We start from the raw sequence: 14,763 nt of genomic DNA, 5'->3' as shown, positions 1-14,763 counted from the left end.
GACATCGAACCTGATGTCCGCCTGCACCTCGCCCTTCTGTGAAAGGTCCTTACATGTGGGTGCAACGTCTACTCGAATTCACCGGCTGGGAGCCGTCGGCGCACTCCGTCGACTGGGCGGCGGTGGAGGAGGAGCTTCGTGTTCCTCTGCCGCCGGACTTCAAGCAACTGTGTGAAGGCTTCGGCGGGGGAACCTTCTGCGACTCCGTCGCCTTTTACGGCAGGACGGAGGGTTTTCGTTTCAATTTCCTCCTGCCGTGGCAGGCGCCCCTTCCGCCTCTTCCTGCGGAAAGCGGTCAGTACCAGGAGTACACGCCGGGCGGAAAGGGGTACATCAAATGGGCCTCGTCGGAATGGGGCACTGAATACTGCTGGCTTGTCGACGCGCAACAGCCCGGTGCATATCCCGTCCTCGCCCGGGGCGAAGCCGGCGAGTGGTGCGAGTACGACATGTCGACGTCGGAATTCCTCTACAGGGTCCTGGCGGACAAGGATTTCCAACCGTTCGGCATCGCTCGGCACGGGCTCGACCCGACGTTCCGGCCGGGCCCCGGGGCCGACGGCAGCTGACGGGAGGCGGGGAGCGTGTCGACGCAGCAGCAGAGCGCGGGCCGCGGACTGAGAATCGCCGCATGGGTGCTGGTTCCTCTGGGGGTGGTCCTGGTGCTGGGCGCCGTCGGAGGCATCGTGCGCGGCGGTGGCCTGGAAGGCGAGCGGATCACTGTCAGGGGCGACGCGATGCGACCCACGTACGGTCCTGGCGAGCAGCTGACCGTCACGCGGGTCGGTGAAGGGGAGATACGCCGGGGCGACGTCGTCCTCGTCGGTGTGCCCGGACGGTACGGGAACGCGCCGGTCCTGCAGCGGGTGATCGGCCTGGGCGGGGACCACGTGGAGTCCCGCGACGGCGTGCGGGTCGCGGTGAACGGCGAGCGGATCGACGAGCCGTACGTGATGCGTGACCCGTTCGGTTCGGCGGGCCCGCCGTACGACGTGACCGTGCCGGAAGGGCGTTTGTTCCTGCTGGGCGACAACCGGCCGGCCGCGAACGACTCGCGCTACTTCCTCGACGAGCAGTCGGGCAGCGTCGCGGCCTCCGACGTGCGCGGTCGTGTCCGAACGGAATGGGCCGTGCCGCCGGCGCTGTCGGCACTGGTGGCCTGCGGAGCCCTGCTCGCACTGGTCGGGATCGGACTGGGAATCTGGGGGTACGTGAACAGGCGGCGTTCCCTGGCGCAGTGGTAACGACACGGTCCGTGGCTTGGCCTGGATCTTGCGGGAGGGTCCGCCGACGGAGTCGGCGGACCTTTCCGGCTTTCGGGGCAGGTGGTGGGCCAGACCGAGGATCCTGCGACAGCGTTGTTCGGTCTTCTCGGCAGCCTCGGCGGTCTCGCCATGGAGCTTGCCGACCGGGTCAAGCGGCGGGTGAGCCGGCCCCCGGTGTCGGTCTGGGGCGATCGCTCGTGGAGACCCTCACGTTCCGAAGGCGTGCCCGGCGGTGTCAGTTGCGGGCCGCTCCAGCAAAGAGGGGTTTCGCCCCCCTCCGCCCGGCGTCGGCCTCCGATGACCAAGGGCCCCCGGCCCTCAGCCGTCGACGTGCGTTCCACTGTCGACCGCTGGTTGCACTCGGTACCACCTGCGGGCCTGCGCCCCGGTGCTGCACGGCGGGCCTGATCCATGAGGATGTGGTAGTGATCACAATGTGAAGCCGCGATGATCTCTGCTCTCGTTCCGCTGGATTCCGCGAGGGCCGCTAAGGACCGGTGTCCTCTGAGGGCCACGGAGAACCGGGCACCGGCCGGTTCGCGCTGCCCTCCCTGTCTCCTCCGGCTCGATGCCCGCGTCGGCCGCGGCGGCCCTGACATCAGCCACCAGCTGTGACAGCAGCAGTTGTTCGGGCGCCGTCACCAGCACGGACAGGGCCACCGTGAGGCAGGCGTACGTGTGCGGGGTGAGGGAGGTGCCGGTGGAGCGCTTCATACGGTGGCCGGCGTCTGTCCCCAGCCCCGCCTTGAACAACCGGGTGTAGGAGCTGTCGACCATCAGGCGGTAGCCGAGCACCTGCTGGAACCGCTTTCCCAGCCAGTCGGCATGCCTGCGGATCAGCGGGAAGAGCTCGGAGTGCGGCCCGTCCGAGGTGACCAGCGGGTGGGCGAGCAGCAGCCGGGCGGCGCAGCGGCGCCCGGCGGCCAGCGCGACGTCGTGTGCCGAAGGGAGGGTCATGACACGCTCACCTCCGCATCGCCGTCGGCAGGGTTGGAGGAGGCGCGGCCGACGTCCAGTTCCAGGTCGTCCAGCAGCAGGTCGCCGTCGGTCGAGTGCAAGACGCACCGCTTCCATCCTTGCCACCCTTCCTCGCCCCGCTTCCGCCCGGCATCAGCCCCACAGCACGCTGATGGTCGACGGCTTCCGGAACCGAGACGGTATGGCGATCGAGGCCAAGTACGTCAACAAGCCGAACAAGCCGAACAAGCCGTGCTACCGCTCGCTCGACGAACTCCGCGCGAACCACCAGTCCGGCAAGAAGGACTTCCTGTACGACAAGGACCGCAAAGAGTTGATGAAGTACGACGCCGCTCTCAACGACCCGCGCAACAAGGAGATGCGCGGTGTGGATACGGTCACCAACCACGCTGATTTCGTTGCCTACTGGCGCGTGATGATGGCGGCCTACGGCGTCAAGGGCTACGCCCGGTACGCACCCTGACCAACGGCAGCACACGATGAGGGAGCGAGCGCGTGGACGCGTCCGAACTGGCCGAACTCCGCACTGTGTACGTCTTCGGGCCCGCCGAGGGTTCCACCTGGGGCCTGACCTACGAGGGGATCGAGACCAGGCTGCGTGAACGCAAGACGGACACGTTCATCCGTATCGATGAGGGGGACGAGGGACCCGTCCGCGGGTCCGTCATGCATTTCGGCATCACGTTCGGCGAGGAGGAGCTGGAGGGCACGGCCAAGCTGTCCCCGGAAGGCATCGCCATCGAGGACTGCACGGCACTTGCCGCAGCGGAGTTCGTCCAGTGGCTGTGGGGCAGCATCGTCCCGGACGGCAGCGGCATCACCTTCAACACGGAGTGGGGCCTGGAAGCCGACCTGCCCGACGCGCTCGTCCCCCACGTTCCCCGCCCCCGCCTGGTGGCCGCTTTCCTCGCTCATCTCGAAGCCACCGGCGGGCTGGAGCTGGACTGACAGCGGGCGTGCCCACGGGGATCACGGCCACATGAGCGACGTGCGAAGGGCCTGGACAAGCTGCTGCCGCACTGTCCGACGCGCGGCGCCACTGACCGACAAGCCTGCTGAGGTCCGCAGGTGGCGCCATGGAAACCGGTTGCGCCGAGCGCCGACAAGATCGCCGGCTTGCTGAAGTTCAGCGACTGGGTCAGTGCGCCGTGCAGTAGGGACAGGCTGGGTTGTCCTAACGGAGGTTGTCGGGCACCAACAAGGACAATCCGCAACGGCGGGTGCGGTTGAGCTTCCCGGGCTGATCGAGCCGGTCGAGATCGTGCCGGGTGGAGCCGTCGAATCTCCTTGCGCTCCGGCGAAACAAGACCACGCGCCACGTACCGCAGAACCGGGGTCTGGTCACGGTCCCTCGGAAGGGCGGCCAGTGGAGCAGCGCTCTTCCCTGCGGTCCGTCAGCCCCGGTCGGTTCGCCGGCATCGCTCAGCGGGCGGCCAGCACCAGGGCCAGACCGATCAGCGCCGGAACGGTCTGTACGAAGAGGATCTTCCGGCTGGCCGTGGCGGCACCGTACGCACCGGCCACGGCCACGCACACCAGGAAAAAGACCTTCGCCTGGAAGCCCACGGGGTCGGAGGCCACCGCGCCCCACACCAGCCCGGCGGCGAGGAAGCCGTTGTACAGCCCTTGATTGGCGGCGAGCGCCTTCGTCTCGGAGGCGAACGCGGCACTGGTCCCGAACGCGGCCCGGGCCCGCGGACCGGTCCACAAGAACATCTCCAGGACCAGGATGTAGACGTGGAGCACGGCGATGAGCAGCACCACGACGGTTGCGATGATCGACATGGACACCAGACTCACACACGGCACCCGCGCCCCGCTCGCCCGCCCCTCACACCGACGCGTGGCGTCCCGCCCGATCACTCCCGGGGCCGGGTCCCCTCCTGCCCCGGCCGGCACCGGCGTGGACCGTCTGCAGGGGAGGGGGAGGGGGAGAGGCCGATGAACGCACCCGCGGCACCGGGCCCTCCGAGTCGGCACGGCCCGCTCCGTCCACCCGAGACACGGGCTTTGGCCGTGTAGCTTCGCCGAGGCTAAGGTATGCCGCCGCCGACTCGGCGGATCACTCCCCTGAAGAAGGTGGGCATGGGGCTCATGGATGCGGACCACGCGAAACTGGTCGTCGCGGCGCAGGCCGGTGACGATCGGGCGCGCGAGGAGCTGATCGCCGCGTACCTGCCGTTGGTCTACAACATCGTCGGGCGCGCGCTGAGCGGACACGCCGACGTCGACGACGTCGTCCAGGAAACCCTGCTGCGCGTGGTGCGCGACCTGCCCTCCCTGCGTGCCCCGGAGAGCTTCCGGTCCTGGCTGGTGTCGATCACGCTCCGCCAGATCAACACCCACTGGCACCGGCAACACGTCTTCGCCGACCGGACCACGGTCCTCGACGAGGCACACCAGATACCGGACGTCGGCGCCGAGCCCGTGGACGTGACGATCCTGCGGCTGCACGTGTCGGACGAGCGCCGTCGGGTCGTCGAAGCCGGCCGGTGGCTCGACCCGGACCATCGCATGCTGCTGTCGCTGTGGTGGCAGGAATGCGCCGGCTTGCTGAGCCGCGACGACATCGCCGCCGCGACGGGGCTCACGGTCGCCCACGTCGGAGTGCGCCTGCAGCGCATGCGTGAGCAGCTGGAGCTGTGCCGGACGATCGTCGCCGCGCTCGAGGCCGCCCCGCGCTGTCCGCAGTTGGACGAGACCGTCGCCGGCTGGGACGGTCACCCTGCGTCGGTGTGGCGCAAGCGGATGGCGCGGCACACCCGTGACTGCCCGGTCTGCAGGGCGACGACGACGGAACGGGTTCCGGCCGAACTGCTGCCCCTCAGCCTCACGACGCTGGCCGTCCCGGCCGGACTCATCGCCGCGCTGGCCGCCAAGGGCCTGCTGTCCGGTACGGCCGCCGGCGCCGCCGGGCTGGCCACGGCACACGTCGCCGTCGGCACGGCGGCGGGGGGAGGCGGTCTGCACGGCGCGCTGATCGGCAAACTCCAGGCGGTGACCGCTCATCCGCTGGTGAGCCTCGCCACCGGCGCGGTGCTCATCGCCGGGACCGCCACCTACGCGACCTGGCCCGAACCGGCGCCCCGGGAGCCCGGCGTCGTCGCCGCCCCTGCGGTCGGCATTCCCACGCCGATCCCGTCGCGCACCACCACGTCGGCCGAACCGTCTCCGGTGAGCCCGTCTCCGGTGAGCCCGTCTCCGGCGGGTCCGTCCGCCGTCGCGGGCACCGTTCCCCTGGGTGCACAGTCGCTGGAGTCCGTGGACCGACCCGGCCTGTTCGTCACGTACGCCGACGACTTCGCGATGCTCGGCCGAGTCTCCGCGTCCAGCAGCGCGCAGGGACGGCGACGGGTCACCCTCACGGTCCTCGGGGGGCTGGCCGACTCACGGTGCGTCACCTTCCGCGCGGCGGACGGCCGGTATCTTCGCCATCAGTACCTGCGGCTACGGCTGAGCCCCGACGACGGCAGCGAGCTGTTCCGTGAGGACGCCACCTTCTGTCCGCGCCCCGGGACGGTCGCCGGGTCGGTGACCCTGCACGCGCACAACTATCCCGGGTCGGTCCTCCGCCACCGAGACGGTGGCGTCTGGCTCGACGGTTCCGACGGCACTCGGGCCTTCGCGGGCCAGGCTTCCTTCGTCGTGCGCAGGGCGTGGGCCTGAGCACCCGCCCCTCGGGCGATCCGGCCGCGTGAGCGGGACAGCCGGTGATCCTCCCGAACGCTCCGGCCGGCTCCCGCACCATGCCGTGACCGGCGTTCACCGTGGATGAGTCCGGCCGTGCCCTCTTCGCGGGCGCGGCCGGACCGCGGCGCTCGGCATAACGCTTTCTGCCTGCGAGATGCATCACCGGGCGATTCTGCGGGCGGCGCGACTTTTCCGTTACGAGCCCGCGCGCTCGGAAGCCTCCTCTTCAGGGGCGTCCTTCCTGCTGCCCGCCATGACGTGCCGGCGCGGCAGGCGACTTCCCCGACTGACGTATCCCCTGAAGAAGGTTCCTCCCATGACGCAGCACATCCATGAATTCCGGGCGACCGGTGCGCAGGACTCCCGAGGAGAATCGTGAAGGGCCTGCACCGGCTCCGCCGGCGTCGCCGGACATGGGCGATAGGCCTGTCGGCCACGGCGCTGGTGGCCGGCGTCGTGACGCTCCTCCCCGGCTCCGCCGGAGCCGCCGGCCTGGGGACCCAGGCCGGCCCCTCGGGCAGGTACTTCGGCACGGCCGTGGCCGCCGGCAGGCTCGGGGACTCCGCGTACACCGCGATCGCGGACCGGGAGTTCACCATGATCACCCCGGAGAACGAGATGAAGTGGGACGCCGTCGAACCGTCCCGCGGCAATTTCAACTTCGGCCCCGCGGACCGGATCGTCGATCGTGCCCTGGCACGCGGCCAGCGACTGCGCGGCCACACCACGGTCTGGCACTCGCAGCTCCCCTCCTGGGTCGGCTCCATCCGGGACGCGAAAACGCTGCGCAGCGTGATGAACGACCACATCACCACCGAGATGGCCCACTACAAGGGCAAGATCTACGCCTGGGACGTGGTCAACGAGGCGTTCGCCGACGGCGGCAGCGGCCGGCTCCGCGGCTCGGTCTTCCAGACGGTGCTGGGCGACGGCTTCATCGAGGAGGCGTTCCGCACCGCCCGCGCGGCCGACCCCTCGGCCAAGCTCTGCTACAACGACTACAACATCGAGAACTGGTCGGACGCCAAGACCCAGGGCGTCTACCGCATGGTCAAGGACTTCAAGTCCCGCGGCGTGCCGATCGACTGCGTCGGGTTCCAGAGCCACTTCGGAGCGGGCGGCCCGCCGGCGTCCTTCAGGACCACCTTGGCCGGCTTCGCCGCCCTGGGCGTCGACGTCCAGATCACCGAGCTGGACATCGCCCAGGCATCACCCACCCACTACGCGAACGCGGTCAGCGCCTGTCTGTCCGTGGCCCGGTGCACCGGCGTCACGGTGTGGGGCGTCCGTGACGGCGACTCCTGGCGCAGCGGCGAGAACCCCCTGCTGTTCGACGGCGACGGCAAGCCCAAGCCCGCGTACACCGCCGTCATGAACGCCCTCAAGTCCGGACCCGGTACCACCCCGGCCGAGCCGACCGACGGCACCGGGAAGATCAAGGGCCTGGCCTCCGGCCGCTGTGTCGACATCCCCGGCTCCGCCACCGCCAACGGCGCCCAGGCGCAACTGTGGGACTGCGGCGGACGAGCCGGCCAGCGCTGGACCTACACCGCCGCCAAGCAGCTGAAGGTCCACGACGACAAGTGCCTGGACGCCAAGGGCAAGGGCACCGCCAACGGCACCCCGGTGGTCGTCTGGGACTGCAACGGCGGCGCCAACCAGCAGTGGAACATCAACACCGACGGCACGATCACCGGCATCCAGTCCGGTCTGTGCCTCGACGCCGTCGGCGCCGCCACCGCGAACGGCACCAGGATCCAGCTGTACGCCTGCGCCTCCGTCGGCAACCAGAAGTGGACCTGGACCGCCCCGTCCGGGACGGGCAGCGGCACGTGTGATCTCCCGACGACGTACGAGTGGAGCTCCACGGGTCCCCTCGCACAGCCGTCGAACGGATGGGCCGCGGTGAAGGGCTTCACCCACGTGGTGCTGGGCGGCAAGCACCTGGTCTACGCGTCGAGCGCGTCGGGGACCTCGTACGGCTCGATGGCGTTCAGCCCCTTCACGAACTGGTCGGACATGGCGTCGGCCGGCCAGACCAGGATGAGCCAGAACGCGGTGGCGCCCACACTGTTCTACTTCGCGCCCAAGAAGATCTGGGTCCTCGCGTACCAGTGGGGTGCGTCCCCCTTCAGCTACCGCACGTCCAGCGATCCCGCCGACCCCCACAGCTGGTCCGCGCCGCGGCCGCTCTTCACCGGCAGCATCCCCCGCACCGAATCCGGCACCGGCCCGATCGACCAGACCCTGATCGCCGACGACCGGAACATGTACCTCTTCTTCGCCGGTGACAACGGCAGGATCTACCGGGCGAGCATGCCGATCGGGAACTTCCCGGGCAACTTCGGCTCGTCGTACACGACGGTCATGAGCGACACGGCGAAGAACCTCTTCGAGGCGCCGCAGGTCTACAAGGTCCAGGGCCAGAACCAGTACCTCATGATCGTCGAGGCCCGGGGCGCCAACGAGCGGCGCTACTTCCGCTCGTTCACGGCCTCCAGCCTGAGCGGTGCGTGGACCCCGCAGGCCGGCAGCGAAAGCAGGCCCTTCGCGGGCAAGGCCAACAGCGGCGCCACCTGGACCGACGACATCAGCCACGGTGACCTGATCCGCACCGACCCCGACCAGACCATGACCATCGACCCCTGCAACCTGCAGTTCCTGTACCAGGGCAAGTCCCCCACCGCGGGCGGACCCTACGACCAACTGCCCTACCGGCCGGGCGTCCTCACCCTGCAGCGCTGACCTGCCCGATCCACGGCCGCACAAGGAGAAACACCCCCCATGAACAACCCCATCAACGCCGGACGCCGCGGACGTCACCGCCGTCGCAGGACCGCCACCGTTCTGCTGCTCGGTGTGCCCGCCACCGTCGTGCCGTACCTCCTGTTCGTGCAGGACGACTCGCAGGCCGCGACGGTCGACGACAGTGCCTACTACAAGCTGGTCTCGGTGCGCAGCGGCAAGGTGCTGGACGTCAACGCCTTCTCCATTGCCGACGGCACCCGCATCCAGCAGTGGACCGATCAGAACACGGCCAACCAGCAGTGGCGGCTGCGGTCCACCGGCGACGGCTACTACGAGCTGGTGAACCGCAACAGCGGCAAAGTGCTCGGCATAGCGGGCGGTTCGACCGCGCAGGCGGCTGCCGCCGAGCAGCAGACCGACAGCTCCTCCGCCTCCCAGGAGTGGCGGATCGACGAGGTGAGCGGTTCCGACGCCGTCACCTTCACCTCCCGCAGGAGCGGCCAGGTCCTGGACGTCTCCGGAGGCTCCACGGCCGACGGCGCGGCGGTCATCCAGTACGGCGGCCACGGCAGCACCAACCAGCAGTGGAAGCTGGTGAAGACGGCCGGGGCCCCGGCCACCGGGACCGGACCGTACGCGTGGAAGAACGCCCAAGTGGTGGGCGGGGGTTACGTCACCGGCCTGGTGTTCAACCCCCGGGAGAGGGGGCTGCTGTACGCGCGTACCGACATGGGCGGCGCCTACCGCTGGGACGCCGCGGCCGAGCAGTGGATCCCGCTGACCGACTGGCTCGGCGAGAAGGACTGGAACCTGCTGGGCATCGACGCGCTGGCCACCGATCCCGTCGACCCCGACCGGCTCTACCTCGCGACGGGCACCTACACCAACGACTGGGCCGGCAACGGCGCGATCCTGCGCTCCACCGACCGGGGCCGCACCTTCCAGCGCACCGACCTGCCGTTCAAGCTGGGCGGCAACGAGGACGGCCGCGGGGCGGGCGAACGGCTCGTGATCGACCCCTCGGACAACCGCACCCTGTTGCTGGGCACCCGCAAGAACGGCCTGTGGCGCAGCACGGACAGCGGTGCGACGTGGCGGCAGGTCTCCTCGTTCCCCGTCAAGGACGGGGCGAGCAGCGGTGGCGGCATCTCCTTCGTGACGTACGGCCCGGCAGGCAGCAGCACGGTCTACGTCGGCGTCGCCGACAAGTCCACCTCCCTGTACCGCTCCACCGACGGCGGCGGCACCTGGCAGGCGGTCCCCGGGCAGCCCACGGGCCAGTTGCCACAGCACGGCGTGCTCTCCGGTGACGGCTCGCTGTACCTGACGTACACCGACGTCCTCGGACCCAACGGCGTGACGGCGGGATCGGTCTGGAAGTACGCACCGGCTGGCGGAACGTGGAAGAACGTCTCCCCGTCCCAGGGCGGCTACGGGTTCTCCGGCCTGGCCGTCGACCCGCGCCGGCCGTCCACGGTGATGGTCACCACCCTCGACCGCTGGTGGCCCGAGGACGAGGTCTACCGCACCACCGACGGCGGCACGACCTGGAAGGCACTGGCGGACAAGTCGGTGCGGAACGCCTCCGCCGCTCCCTACGTCGGCACCCACAGCGGGCACTGGATGACCGCCCTGGCCCTCGACCCCTTCGACTCCGGACATGTGCTGTACGGCACCGGCAACGGCATCTGGCGCAGCAAGGACGCCGACGCCACCGACAGCGGCGGCACCAGCCACTGGACCGCGGGGGCGCGGGGCCTCGAGGAGACCGCGCTGATGGACGCGATCGCCCCGCCCGGTGGTGCCACCGTCATCACCGCCATGGGCGACCAGGGCGGTTTCCGCCACGACGACCTGACCAAGGTGCCTGCCGGGCGGCTGAACAACCCGATGATGACCAACAGCACCGACATCGATTTCGCGCAGTCCGCCCCTTCGGTGATGGTCCGCGTCGGCCGTGGCGGCGCGCAGGACGGCGCCTACTCCACCGACGGCGGCGCCAGCTGGAACGGTTTCAAGGCAGAACCGGTGGCCGGCGCCCAGGACGGCCGTGTCGCGCTTTCGGCGGACGGCTCGACCATCGTCTGGACCGAGGCCGGTCAGGTCCCGTACCGCTCGACCGACAGGGGGGCGAGCTGGTCGAAGGCCGGCGGCCTGGGCACCGACGCCGTGGTCGTCGCCGATCGCTCCTCGGCCAGGACCTTCTACTCACTGGCCGGCGGCACGCTCCACGCCAGCACCGACGGCGGCGCGACCTTCACCGCCCGGGCCACCGGCCTTCCCGCCGACGGCCGGCTCACGGCCGTCCCCGGTGTCGAGGGGGACCTGTGGATCGCCGGCGGTGGCCAGGGGCTGCTGCACTCCACCGACGGCGGCCGCACCTTCACCCGGCTCACCACGGTGAACTCCGCCTCCGCCCTCGGCTTCGGCAAGGCCGCACCCGGCGCCTCCTACCAGGCCCTGTACCTGATCGGCACCGTCAAGGATGTCACCGGGGTATTCCGCTCCACCGACAAGGGCGCCACCTGGCTCCGCGTCAACGACGACGCCCACCAGTGGGGCGGCATCGGCGGGGTCGGCGTCGTCACCGGCGACCCCGACACCTTCGGCCGCGTGTACGTCGGCACCAACGGACGCGGCCTCCAGTACGGCGACCCGTCCTGACCCCGACGCCTGAGCGGACGCACGTGTGCGCCTGAGCTGACGTGACATCAGCGAGGGAAGCCGCCCTTCCCGGCCGATGAGACATCGCGGTGGGAGGGCGGCTTTCCGCTGTGGAGCGGCCGGGATTCGCAGACGGCGCGTCGTCCTTGCGCACGCCACGGAACGCTCACCGCCGTACCCACCCCACAGGGCGGGTACGAGGTCGGACTCCGGGCCCCCGCCCGACCCGCCTGAACACCACTCGTCCGACGCAGCCGGAGCTGCCTCTCGGAACGCGACCCCGAGCCCGTCCCCCTGGCCGAGGTGCTGAGGACGGTGCGAGAGCCTGGGGGACGGGCTCGCCCCGCAGTCGGGAGAGCATCCACCTGGAGGCGACGTCGTCGGCCCGGGACGGACCACCTCGACCGGATGCGCCACCCCTTGAGGGCGGCCACGGCCTGCTCGCCGAGACGGCGGATCTCGGAGAGGGCGGTGTCGTGCCGGTCAGGCCGTAGGCCGAGCCGAGCCGAGCCAGGCAGAGACGGCGAGGCCCGGAGCAGCCGTCCGATACGGTCCGGGCCGCCGACCGCCACCCGATCGTCTCCCTCGGGAGTGGATCGGACGCGCGTGCGCGTCTTCGGCTTCGGCTTCGGTGGAACAGCCGGGGCCGAGAGGGGGCGGGCGGTACGACATCCTCGTCGAGGGTGCGTGCACGGGGGTGCTGCGACTGAGGGGTGCGCGCCCTTCTTGGGCTGGCGAGGGGCAACGAAATCCGTACTTGATGCGGTCGATGTCCATGGAATCATAAGTTACCGAGGGGTTTTGCTTAAAAAACCATGGCTGCTACCTTGCGTGACGGCCTGTCTGTCCGCAAGGATCTGTGCCTGGACCGGGCCCTTCGCCCCGGCTCCCTCACGCCTCCACGTCTGGACGCCTGGCCGCGCCGGTGACCCCGTGCCGCCAGCCGGTGAACCGCCTGATCCGCGCGGCCGCCCGGACCCCTCCTTCGAGGCTCTCCGCGCGACCCGGCGTCGCGCTCCCTCTCATTCACCTACCCTCAAGGCAAGGCAGAGATGGCACCACAGGCCTCGCGCCGACGATCCCTCACCACCCCGCACCCGGTGGACGAGGTACTTCCACTCCCCACCCTCGCGCTCTACGGATTCCAGCACGTCCTGGCCTTCTACGCCGGTGCGGTGCTCGTACCGGTGATCCTCGGCAGCAGCCTCGGCCTTTCCGGGCAGGAGCTCGTCTACCTCATCAACGCCGACCTGGTCACTGCCGGGATCGCCACCATCATCCAGGCGTGGGGCTTCTGGCGGATCGGGGCCCGGCTACCGCTCGTTCAGGGCGCGACCTTCACCGCGGTCTCGCCCATGATCGCCATCGGACAGGGCGCGGGCGGTGGCACCGCGGGCCTCCTCGTGGTGTACGGCGCCGTGATCACGGGTGGAGTCGCGGCCTTCCTCTTCGCCCCTTTCGCCGGGCGGCTGACCACGTACTTCCCCCCGATCGTCACCGGCACCCTCCTCACGGTCATCGGCGTCGTCCTCATCCCGGTGGCGCTCCAGGACGTCGGCGGCGGCTCGGCGCTCATGGACGGGCCCCACTACGGGGACCCGGTCAACCTCGCGTACGCGGGTGGAACCCTCTTGTTCATCCTGCTGGTGATGCGGTTCGGCGGTCCGCCCCTGCGCAGCGTCGCGATCCTGCTCGGACTGGTGGGAGGAACCGCCGTCGCCTGGCTGCTCGGCGACGCCGACCTCGGGGCGGTCGACCAGGCGGACTGGCTCGGCGTCAGCACCCCCTTCCACTACGGTCTGCCGCACTTCTCGGTCTTCCCCATGCTGGCGATGGTCGTCGTCATGCTCATCACCATGGTGGAGACCACGGGGGACGTGTACGCCATGGGCGAGATCACCGGACGGAGGGTCGACGGTGACACGGTCAGCCGCGCGCTGCGCGCCGACGGCGTCGCCACCGTGCTGGGCGGGGTGCTCAACTCCTTCCCGTACGTGGCGTTCGCGGAGAACATCGGTCTGGTGCGCATCTCCCGCGTCACCAGCCGGTTCGTCGTCGTCGCGGCCGGCGCCTTCATGATCCTTCTCGGCCTGGTGCCGAAGGCCGGAGCCCTGGTGGCCTCCGTCCCCCACCCCGTGCTCGGCGCGGCGGCCGTCGCGATGTTCGGCATGGTCGCCACCGTCGGCATCCAGATCCTCGGCAAGGTCGACCTGCGGGAGGAACGCAACGCCGTCATCCTGGCCGTCAGTCTCGGCACCGCGATGCTCCCGACGGCCGTCGCGCCCTTCTTCGAGCGCATGCCGACCGAGGTGCGGGCCGTCCTGGGCAGCGGCATCACGCTCGGCACGCTGACGGCGGTCCTGTTGAACCTGTTCTTCCACGTCTTCGAGAGTCGTGGGAACCGGGAGGACATCGACTGGGACGGCCTCGCCGCGTACGACGACGGGACGGGTACGCAGACCGCCACGGCCCGCTGACCCCCTTCCCGCTCCGTCGAGCCCGGCGTTCCGCGGAGCCGCTCACCGAGGTGATCTGCACATGCCCACCCCTCCGTTCTCTCCCGCCCAGGCCCGGGCCGCCCGTTTCCGTATCGGCCTGACACATGAACAGGTCGTCGCCGGCATGGCGCAGTTGGGGCTGTACCGCTCGGTGGAGGCCCTCGTGTCCTGGGAGTCGGGGGCGATGGCGCCTTCGGAGGCCGAACTCTTCGCGCTGGCCAGCGCGCTGTGGTGCCCCGTGCCGGTGCTCATGGACCGGAAGCCGAGATCTCTTCGCGAGCATCGCCTGGCCCGGCAGTTCAGCGCCGAGCGGCTGGCCCTGCGCATCGGCATGGACGTGCACGAATACGCCCGCGCCGAGAGCGACCACCACTGGAGCGGAACCGACCGGCAGGCCCTGCTGCTCGCGGACGCCCTGGGTGTCGAACCGGGCGAACTGCTGGGGGCCATCGGGCGGGCCGGCGACCTCGACGGTCGGCTCCGCCAGGCCGTCGAAGGCCGGTGGAAGCAACACGCCACCCCGCTCGCGCGGCTCGTCGGCGCACCTGAGCGCACGGTGGCGCGGGCGCTGCGCACCCTGCACCAGGAGTACGCCCGCTTCAACGAGCGCTACATGGGCCATCTCGTAGCCCGCAGCGACAGCGCACGACTGAAGGAGATCGCCACGGAACGGACCGAGTGGCTGCACGCTCTGTCGGACCGTTTCCTCCACCTCGTCGCCCATGACTCCTCGACCTGAGGTCACGATCCGCGCGGGGCGGGGTGCGATCAGGGGCCCCACGGGAAGAGGACCACCCGCGCCGCGCCGACCTCCCTCGTGTTCCGGGCGTCCGCCGTGCCGGTGAAGCGGTCGTCCCGGGCGACACCCACACCCCGGCGGATTCGGGGTGGCTCGGGAGGCTGAAGCGGCGCGTCCCCCG

11 protein-coding genes are annotated in these 14,763 nt (G+C 70.2%); 9 read left to right on the top strand and 2 right to left on the bottom strand.

The window, feature by feature from the left end; translation table 11 throughout:
- Positions 1-53 precede the first annotated feature (53 nt).
- On the top strand, positions 54-569 hold the full coding sequence (locus ACFYUZ_RS17635; RefSeq protein WP_389310087.1) for an SMI1/KNR4 family protein: 516 nt from the start codon (positions 54-56) through the stop codon (positions 567-569).
- A gap of 15 nt (positions 570-584) precedes the next feature.
- On the top strand, positions 585-1,244 hold the full coding sequence (gene lepB, locus ACFYUZ_RS17630; protein WP_389310084.1) for a signal peptidase I: 660 nt from the start codon (positions 585-587) through the stop codon (positions 1,242-1,244).
- 450 nt (positions 1,245-1,694) lie between these two features.
- Here lepB and ACFYUZ_RS17625 read toward each other — a convergent pair whose 3' ends face one another.
- Positions 1,695-2,222, bottom strand: coding sequence for a DUF2398 family protein (locus tag ACFYUZ_RS17625; protein WP_389310081.1), 528 nt, complete (start codon positions 2,220-2,222; stop codon positions 1,695-1,697).
- Between the two features lie 202 nt (positions 2,223-2,424).
- On the opposite strand from ACFYUZ_RS17625, the gene ACFYUZ_RS17620 reads away from it, so the two are divergent.
- Both ACFYUZ_RS17620 and ACFYUZ_RS17615 read left to right on the top strand, forming a co-directional pair.
- Positions 2,425-2,706, top strand: coding sequence for a restriction endonuclease fold toxin-2 domain-containing protein (locus ACFYUZ_RS17620; protein WP_389310079.1), 282 nt, complete (start codon positions 2,425-2,427; stop codon positions 2,704-2,706).
- 32 nt (positions 2,707-2,738) lie between these two features.
- Positions 2,739-3,191, top strand: coding sequence for a hypothetical protein (locus tag ACFYUZ_RS17615; RefSeq protein WP_389310076.1), 453 nt, complete (start codon positions 2,739-2,741; stop codon positions 3,189-3,191).
- A gap of 474 nt (positions 3,192-3,665) precedes the next feature.
- Here ACFYUZ_RS17615 and ACFYUZ_RS17610 read toward each other — a convergent pair whose 3' ends face one another.
- On the bottom strand, positions 3,666-4,028 hold the full coding sequence (locus tag ACFYUZ_RS17610; protein WP_389310075.1) for a DUF1304 domain-containing protein: 363 nt from the start codon (positions 4,026-4,028) through the stop codon (positions 3,666-3,668).
- A 300-nt stretch (positions 4,029-4,328) separates the two neighbouring features.
- Between ACFYUZ_RS17610 and ACFYUZ_RS17605 the strand changes: the two genes are divergently transcribed.
- From ACFYUZ_RS17605 to ACFYUZ_RS17585, 5 genes are all read left to right on the top strand, one after another.
- Positions 4,329-5,909 carry a sigma-70 family RNA polymerase sigma factor gene (locus tag ACFYUZ_RS17605; RefSeq protein WP_389310072.1) on the top strand — a complete coding sequence of 527 codons (1,581 nt, stop codon included), beginning with the start codon at positions 4,329-4,331 and terminating at the stop codon, positions 5,907-5,909.
- A 399-nt stretch (positions 5,910-6,308) separates the two neighbouring features.
- Entirely contained in the window at positions 6,309-8,678 is a 2,370-nt protein-coding gene (locus ACFYUZ_RS17600; protein ID WP_389310069.1) for a non-reducing end alpha-L-arabinofuranosidase family hydrolase, read from the top strand.
- A gap of 39 nt (positions 8,679-8,717) precedes the next feature.
- Positions 8,718-11,345, top strand: a complete 2,628-nt coding sequence (locus tag ACFYUZ_RS17595; RefSeq protein ID WP_389310066.1) for an RICIN domain-containing protein — start codon at positions 8,718-8,720, stop codon at positions 11,343-11,345.
- A gap of 1,052 nt (positions 11,346-12,397) precedes the next feature.
- Entirely contained in the window at positions 12,398-13,822 is a 1,425-nt protein-coding gene (locus ACFYUZ_RS17590; protein WP_389310063.1) for a nucleobase:cation symporter-2 family protein, read from the top strand.
- Positions 13,823-13,883: 61 nt separating this feature from the next.
- Entirely contained in the window at positions 13,884-14,582 is a 699-nt protein-coding gene (locus tag ACFYUZ_RS17585) for a transcriptional regulator (RefSeq protein ID WP_389310060.1), read from the top strand.
- Positions 14,583-14,763: the final 181 nt, after the last annotated feature.

Origin of the sequence: Streptomyces sp. NPDC004266 (genome assembly GCF_042874095.1) — a bacterium.
In the GTDB taxonomy this organism is placed as follows: Bacteria; Actinomycetota; Actinomycetes; order Streptomycetales; family Streptomycetaceae; genus Streptomyces.
The sequence above is the reverse complement of the archived record's forward strand: the minus strand, read 5'-3'. Positions and strand labels throughout refer to the sequence as shown.

What these genes read in the sequence shown, in the direction of transcription:
- ACFYUZ_RS17635 (WP_389310087.1), top strand. Translation starts at nt 54, where the DNA reads ATGTGGGTGCAACGTCTACTCGAATTCACCGGCTGGGAGCCGTCGGCG.
- ACFYUZ_RS17625 (WP_389310081.1), bottom strand. Translation starts at nt 2,222, where the DNA reads ATGACCCTCCCTTCGGCACACGACGTCGCGCTGGCCGCCGGGCGCCGC.
- ACFYUZ_RS17620 (WP_389310079.1), top strand. Translation starts at nt 2,425, where the DNA reads ATGGCGATCGAGGCCAAGTACGTCAACAAGCCGAACAAGCCGAACAAG.
- ACFYUZ_RS17610 (WP_389310075.1), bottom strand. Translation starts at nt 4,028, where the DNA reads ATGTCGATCATCGCAACCGTCGTGGTGCTGCTCATCGCCGTGCTCCAC.
- ACFYUZ_RS17605 (WP_389310072.1), top strand. Translation starts at nt 4,329, where the DNA reads ATGGGGCTCATGGATGCGGACCACGCGAAACTGGTCGTCGCGGCGCAG.
- ACFYUZ_RS17595 (WP_389310066.1), top strand. Translation starts at nt 8,718, where the DNA reads ATGAACAACCCCATCAACGCCGGACGCCGCGGACGTCACCGCCGTCGC.
- ACFYUZ_RS17590 (WP_389310063.1), top strand. Translation starts at nt 12,398, where the DNA reads ATGGCACCACAGGCCTCGCGCCGACGATCCCTCACCACCCCGCACCCG.
- ACFYUZ_RS17585 (WP_389310060.1), top strand. Translation starts at nt 13,884, where the DNA reads ATGCCCACCCCTCCGTTCTCTCCCGCCCAGGCCCGGGCCGCCCGTTTC.